At 57.5% G+C, this 6,949-nt stretch carries 5 protein-coding genes; 2 read left to right on the top strand and 3 right to left on the bottom strand.

All coding sequences use genetic code 11. From position 1 onward, the window contains the following. Positions 1–309: 309 nt before the first annotated feature. From H5P30_RS08360 to H5P30_RS08350, 3 genes are all read right to left on the bottom strand, one after another. The gene (locus H5P30_RS08360) at positions 310–1,404 is read right to left on the bottom strand and encodes an IS110 family RNA-guided transposase (RefSeq protein ID WP_185691013.1); all 1,095 of its coding nucleotides are present in this window, start codon (positions 1,402–1,404) and stop codon (positions 310–312) included. Positions 1,405–1,871: 467 nt separating this feature from the next. After that, the gene (locus H5P30_RS22460; protein ID WP_185692494.1) at positions 1,872–2,867 is read right to left on the bottom strand and encodes a DUF697 domain-containing protein; all 996 of its coding nucleotides are present in this window, start codon (positions 2,865–2,867) and stop codon (positions 1,872–1,874) included. A gap of 12 nt (positions 2,868–2,879) precedes the next feature. After that, positions 2,880–4,418, bottom strand: a complete 1,539-nt coding sequence (locus H5P30_RS08350) for a Do family serine endopeptidase (RefSeq protein WP_185692493.1) — start codon at positions 4,416–4,418, stop codon at positions 2,880–2,882. 323 nt (positions 4,419–4,741) lie between these two features. Here H5P30_RS08350 and H5P30_RS08345 point away from each other — a divergent pair, with 323 nt between their 5' ends. Both H5P30_RS08345 and H5P30_RS08340 read left to right on the top strand, forming a co-directional pair. Then, the gene (locus H5P30_RS08345) at positions 4,742–5,083 is read left to right on the top strand and encodes a DUF4212 domain-containing protein (protein ID WP_185692492.1); all 342 of its coding nucleotides are present in this window, start codon (positions 4,742–4,744) and stop codon (positions 5,081–5,083) included. Beyond that, positions 5,080–6,918: a VC_2705 family sodium/solute symporter gene (locus tag H5P30_RS08340; protein ID WP_185692491.1), complete on the top strand. Its 1,839-nt coding sequence runs from the start codon at positions 5,080–5,082 to the stop codon at positions 6,916–6,918. The genes H5P30_RS08345 and H5P30_RS08340 overlap by 4 nt, the downstream gene beginning before the upstream one ends. The last annotated feature ends 31 nt before the right edge of the window (positions 6,919–6,949 follow it).

Genomic DNA, 6,949 nt, shown 5'->3' with positions numbered 1-6,949 from the left:
TCGATGCTTCTATGGTGATTTATGGGTCAAGTCATAATCGCGATAATGTTATGTTTATTTTGAGCGATTGATCTTAGTGGTTTCCGCATTTGAGTATCCGGGGCTATGTAGCCCTCGGGACCAACTTCTATCCGTGCCGGTCTAGCCGGTCACCTGATGCCAAATACGCCTGATCGCAGGCTTGAATATGCGGTTTCATGATGACGCCAATCTACAAGAACGAGTGGGATTTACCATCTCCAGCATCGAAACGGGCCATCAATCCACCAAAGTCAGATAAAGCTCAGATAGTTTGATTGGTAAAAGTTCTCAGGCAGTCTCTTTGAGGAGAGCCCCAGCGGGGAGTTCGTCTTTTTCCAAGTACTTCCACAGAGCCACCAGTAGCTTGCGCGCCAGAGCGACGATGCCGATTCTTCGGCTGCGTTTTCCCCTGGCGAAGTTGTTGTCGAACCATTTGGCCAGATCCGACTGGGGTTGGTTCCTCAGCCACGACCAGGCCAGCTCGATCATCAGGGCCCGGACCTTGGCATTGCCGGCTTTACTGATGCCTTGTTCGTTCTTGCTGTCGCCGCTGTCGTAGGGGGAGCCATCCAGACCGGCGCAGGCGCCGACTTGCCGGACGTTGCGGAACTCTCGCCAGCTGAAGAACTCCTCGCTTAAGGTCATGGCGCTGATGACGCCAACGGCCTTGAGCCGGGTGAGCTTGTGGGCCTGTCGCTCGGCCTTTGTTTGGGGCTTTGCGATTCGGGCAGTCCGCGCACGTTCCAGAGCCTTGAGTTGGGTGCGGGCAAACTCCACGCGTTCGTATTCGCGGGCGATCTCGCTGCGTATATGTTCCGGGAGGGGGCGGTTGTCCCAACCGAGCAGCGAATCGAGCCGTGTATCGAGCTTGCTAAGTGAATCGAGGCGAAGTCCATGCAAAACAAGCAGGCTTTTGATCCGGGCTGTGCCCGCACCGATCTCCTTCTTCAGTCGCTTGATCTCTCGCTCGCGCCGACGCAGGTCTTCCTGCTCCACGCTCGGCACGCGCACGACAGACCAGAGCGTATGCTCACCGCCGTGGTAGCGAATCAGCTGACGCAGCAAGGCCTTGGCGTCCAGGCGGTCAGTCTTGGCTCGGCGTTTGCGGCGGTTCACCTCAATGCTGGCGGGATCAACGATGACGTTGTTGATCCCCAACCCCTCCAGCCAGCGGTGGATCCAGAAACCGTCCCGGCCCGCTTCGTAGACACTGAAAACCTCAATGTCTTCGCCTAGCTGCCACTTGTCCCGAGTCGCCTTCAGGGCCGATTGAAAGGCCAACTGATCACGAGCCTCGATCGTGATCAGCCGTATCTTCTCTCCCGTCGAGAAGGCCAGCTTCCATTTAGTATTGCTCAGTTCCAGCGCCATGTATAACTTCATTTTTTGAATCTTTCTTTCAGGTTCATTTTTTCAGGTCCGGGTCCTCTTAACCCGGGCCTGTTTAGTATCCGAAAGAAGAGGCCCCAAGAAAAGCAGATCCCTCGGATCCGCTCATAGCATCTACCCTCCTGCTCCATCGCGTAGCATCCGCGCTTCGCGGATGACCGAAGCCGCCCAAACGGTCGGAGCCCGCCGTCAAACCTCATCGACGAAGCGTCGACGCTACCTTATGCTCCATCCCGTAGCATCCGCGCTTCGCGGATGACCGAAGCCGCTCAAACGGTCGGAGTCCGCCATCAAACCTCATCGACGAAACGTCGATGCTACCTTCTGCTCCATCCCGTAGCATCCGCGCTTCTCGGATGACCGAAGCCGCCCAAACCGGTCGGAGCCCGCCGTCAAACCTCATCGACGAAACGTCGACGCTACCTCCTCATCGGCGAAACGTCGATTCTACGAAAAAATCCTTACCGCGGAAATGGATGCAATCGCCGGATCATCCGATTTCCCAATCGCCGGACAAAGACGGCGGTTGTCAGGCCCTCGGCAATTTTCGGGGCCAGGACCTTGGCAGCGCTCGCGCCCGTTTCAGCGGAAACTTGCGCGGTCAAACTATCAACCAGGTCGGTGCTCACGTCCTCCACGACCGTCGCCAGAAAGGTATTGAGAAACGTATCGAAGGCGAAGGCCACCGCCACGGCCTGACTGGGACGGATTCCGTGAATTCGAAGAACGTCGTGCGCTCCTTGGGTGGCCGCATTAAAGGCAATGATGGCATCCAGGATCCGCCACGGTGACAGCGCTGCACTGGCTCCGGCAGTCAGAGCGATTTTGCGAACCCGATCACGGGCTTCTTTGCCCAGAGGACTCAGGATTAGCCGATCGTAATCCCGGATCCACTGCCCTGCCGGATGCGAAGCAGCTTCTGCAGAGAGACGGTCCAACACTGGATGCAGCCGATCTTCTGGATCCTTCCGCTGTCGTCGCAAATACTCCATCTGCCCGAGTAGCTGCTTGCGGATTTCTTCTTTCCGCCGACCCGGTAAGGTCTCCAGCTCCCCCGGTTCCAGCCGGGAAACAATCGGCATCTCCCGGATAGAGATCAGAACCTTCGCCAAGCGAAAGATTCCATATCCCATGAGGCTGAGGAGAAGGGCGAGAACCGGCCAGCCCGTGTAAGCCGGCCACTCCAACAACAAATTGATCGTCTGAATCAATTCCAGCGAAAGAAAGAAGATCAACAGGCCGAATCCGAACGCCAACAGGCCTCCAACTGCCCGCCGCAAAATCGGCGGAGTCGGGCCTCCCTTGAGAGGAATCCCAGCCCCTGAGGACGCCTGTGAGGCCGTGTTTTTGACCTCTACCTCCGTCAAAGGCGGGGCCACGGACCCAGCGCCCCCCGATCTCGCCGAGTCGAAGGCTTCGCCGGGCATCGGCCAATGTCTGCGCGCGGAGCTTTTCACCGCTGATCTCCCTTATTTGCGGTCATAGGTCAGGAAATCATATCCACTGTCGAACCAGACATAGAGTGAGTTCTGCCCATCGCGAAGATTTTCAGAAACCTCTTCAACGCTGGTCACTGGCACGCGGTTGACCTCGCTAATGACCATCCCCGGACGGAACTGCTGATTTACCTGAGTCATTCGTTCGACATCGGTGATCAAGACGCCGTTGACAGTGGAAGGAATCTCGAACTCGGCACGCAACTCAGGGGTGAGGGCGGCAATCGCCATGTTTTCAAACGGCCTTTCCTCCACCGAATCCTCGGTTCCAGAGGCCATATGGTCGCCAAGCGATCCGAGAACCACCTCCTTTTTGATCTCTTCTCCGTCTCGAAGAATGGTAAGGTTTACGGTTTCATTGGGAGGAATTTGCGAGATCGTCAAACGCAACTCCGTCGCGGAATCGATCTCATGTCCGTCCACATCAATGATTACATCACTGTGCATGAGGCCCGCCTTTGCCGCGGCACTCCCTTCTTGGACCTGGCGGATCAAAGCTCCCTTCGTCGAAGGAAGTCCCCAAGCTTCGGCCAACTCCGGACTCAGGTCACCGATGACCACTCCGAGGAACCCGCGAGGGACTTCTCCCTTCTCGATGAGGCTTTCCATCACGTAGCGGGCCATGTTGGCAGGGATGGCAAAGCCGATTCCAATGTTTCCCCCCGAACGAGAGAGAATCGCGGTGTTGATTCCGATCAGCCGCCCTTTGGCATCGATGAGGGCTCCCCCGGAGTTCCCCATATTGATCGCGGCATCGGTCTGAATAAAGTCTTCGTAGCCGCCTCGGAGAATGCCAATGCTACGGTCCATCGCCGAGACAATCCCCCGAGTCACCGTCAGACCCACTCCGAGCGGATTGCCGATGGCAAAGCAGACATCGCCCACCCGCAGCTTTTCGCTATCGGCAAAGGTGACGGCGGGCAGCGGTTCCCCGGCGTCAATTTTGAGGATGGCCACATCCGTTCCCTCATCAGTTCCCACAAGTTCCGCCTCGAACTCGCGCCCATCCGAAAGCTGCACCAGAATCTGGTCGGCGATCTCATTGCCGCGACCAACACGGACGACGTGATTATTGGTCAAAACATAACCTTCGGGGGAAACGATGACTCCCGACCCCATACCAATGGGTTCGCGGCGTTCATCCCCTTCTCCGTCTGGAGGTCCATCATTCTCAGGAGATCCCTGAGGGGGAAGGCCGTGAAAATAACGGTAGAGATCCTCGAGAGTCATCGGCTGGCGGCGATCCCTTGCAGATACGACCTGGGTGGTCACGACCCCGACAACCGAAGGCGTCGCCTTCTCCAGCATATCAGCGTAGCTGACGACCTCAGAAGAGGTTTCTCCCTGAACCGGAGAATCGTCCACCTTCAGGGAAGGAGCGGGCCTTGAGGCCTCGGCTGACTCGTCGCCAGCACTTTCATTTCCGAAGACCCAGAGAACCGTGCCCGTCATCATACCGACCGCGAGCACGACACTGGTAAAGAACTTAAGAGGATTGTTCGACGAATTCACAGAGCGAATTTTGCAAGAGGGAGCCCCTAAAAGCAAACGAGAATGGCAAATGACGACAAACCACACGTCTACCATTCCTCTCCCATCTCTCTCCCATCTCTCTGGAGAGGAACGACGAGAGTCGTTTCTACGAACGCTCCCGAAAAGTTCGGACTTTTCCGCTCAGATATCGCATGGCTATCGCCCTTCCGATCCGTAAGTTCTGGGAAAGACGCAACAACTTATCTCCAACTCCCCGCATTCCTTCGTGACAACCTCGGATTGATCCGATACGGGTAATATTTACAAATCTACTACCCCTTATTCACCCCGCTACTGGAGATATGCCCCCTCCCCCTCCTGAATCCCCGCCCCAAGCCCTCGATCCAGCTTACGAATCTCAGATTCTCAAAAGCTACTGGCGCCGGAACATCATTCTCATGCTCATCCTGCTCTCGATATGGGCAGCCGCCGGACTCGGATGCGGAATCCTTTTTGCCGATACGTTGAACCAATACACGCTCCCGGGCACCGGATATCCTCTCGGGTTCTGGTTTGCCCAACAGGGTAGCATCATCGTCTTCGTCTTTCTCATTCTTATCTACGCCCTGATCATGAATCGACTCGACCGTTCGCATATGGCGGATCGCACTCGCTCCCGCGCAGGAAAGGAGGCCGCCCAGTGAGCGTTCAAATCTGGACTTATCTTTTCGTCGGCGCCTCCTTCTCCCTCTATCTAGGGATCGCTTGGTGGAGCCGGGTGCGCACCACGCAGGGCTTTTACGTTGCGGGACGCGGTGTGCCCGCGGCCGCCAACGGGATGGCCACGGCTGCCGACTGGATGAGCGCCGCCTCTTTTATCTCCATGGCCGGGCTCGTTTCCACCATGGGCTACGCCGGCGGAGTCTATCTCATGGGCTGGACCGGAGGATTCGTTCTCCTAGCCCTGCTCCTCGCCCCCTACCTCAGGAAGTTTGGCCACTACACGGTGCCGGATTTCATGGGTGACCGCTACGAGTCGAAGCTGGTCCGTCTCGTCGCCATCATCTGCGCCCTTTTTGTGAGCTTTACCTACGTCGCCGGCCAAATGCGGGGCGTCGGGGTCGTCTTCAGCCGTTTTCTCGAGGTCGACGTCAATATTGGGGTCATTATCGGGATGGTCATCGTCTTCATCTACGCCACTCTCGGCGGCATGAAAGGGATCACTTGGACTCAAGTGGCCCAATACTGGGTTTTGATTACGGCCTTCCTCGTTCCCGCCATCGCCATTTCGATCAAGCTCACCGGAACCGGAATCCCTCAGCTCGGGCTGGGCAGCGACCTGCAAGGGACGGCCGTCAGCCTCCTTTCCCGGCTCGATGGCATTCAACAGGAGTTTGGTTTTGGGCCCTATACCGAACCGTTTATCGGTCAGTGGGATAAGGTGAACGTCTTCTTCGTCGCCCTCGCACTCATGGTGGGCACAGCGGGTCTCCCCCACGTCATCGTCCGTTTCTACACGGTGAAAAGTCCGAAAGCGGCCCGCTGGAGCGGCTTCTGGGCCCTTTTCTTCATCTCCCTCCTTTACCTCACCGCACCCGCGATCTCCGGATTTGCTCGCTTCTACATGCTGGACTCCCTCAACGGGGCCAAAGAGCAGGACCTCCCCGACTGGTTCAAGAGTTGGGAACAGACCGGCCTCATTCTCTGGTTTGACGACGGGGACGGCACCGTACGCTACACCGGAAACTCCGATAACGAGATCTTTCGCGCCGGAGCCCTGACCGGACCCGAACTCGCGAAAATCGCCCGCCAACATCAGCAGTGGATCGATACCGACGGAGCCAAAGGGGTCAACGCACGGCCCCTCATGAACGAGATGGGTCTCAATGGTCCCGACCGCGACATCATCGTTCTCGCCACCCCGGAGATGGCGGAACTCTCCAACTGGATTATCGCCTTCATGGCCGCTGGTGGGCTCGCGGCCGCACTTTCAACGGCCAGCGGATTGCTCCTGGTCATCTCCTCCAGCGTCGCCCACGACCTCTACTTCAAGATAATGAATCCGAAAGCGACCGAGAAGCAGCGACTTCTCGTCGGCCGTGGAACCATCGGGGTCGCAGTCGTCATCGCCGGACTCTTCGGAATCTACCCGCCCGGATTTGTCGGGCAGGTCGTCGCCTTTGCCTTCGGCTTCGCCGCGGCCAGCTTCTTCCCGGTCATCGTTCTCGGCATTTTCTGGAAACGCGTCGGAACCATTCCCGCCCTCTGCGGAATGGTCGCCGGACTCGGAATCACCGCCTTCTACGTTATCAGCGTCGTTTTCTTCGACATGCCCCAATGGACCCTCGGGCTCACTGACCAAGGCATCGATCCCCAAGGATTCGGCACCGTCGGCATGTTCGTCAACCTCGCCGTCACCATCGGCCTGACCCCCCTCTTCCCGGCCCCATCCGAAAAGGTGCAAGCCTTGATCGATCAGGTCCGCGAACCGGAAGGCTGGTCCCCGCCGATCAATATCGACGAGAGCGCAGAGCATTGAGACTCAACTTCCGCGGTGATTTTGAGATTTT

This window comes from Puniceicoccus vermicola (assembly GCF_014230055.1).
Lineage (GTDB): Bacteria > Verrucomicrobiota > Verrucomicrobiia > Opitutales > Puniceicoccaceae > Puniceicoccus > Puniceicoccus vermicola.
The sequence above is the reverse complement of the archived record's forward strand: the minus strand, read 5'-3'. Positions and strand labels throughout refer to the sequence as shown.

What these genes read in the sequence shown, in the direction of transcription:
- H5P30_RS08360 (WP_185691013.1), bottom strand. Translation starts at nt 1,404, where the DNA reads ATGAAGTTATACATGGCGCTGGAACTGAGCAATACTAAATGGAAGCTG.
- H5P30_RS08345 (WP_185692492.1), top strand. Translation starts at nt 4,742, where the DNA reads ATGCCCCCTCCCCCTCCTGAATCCCCGCCCCAAGCCCTCGATCCAGCT.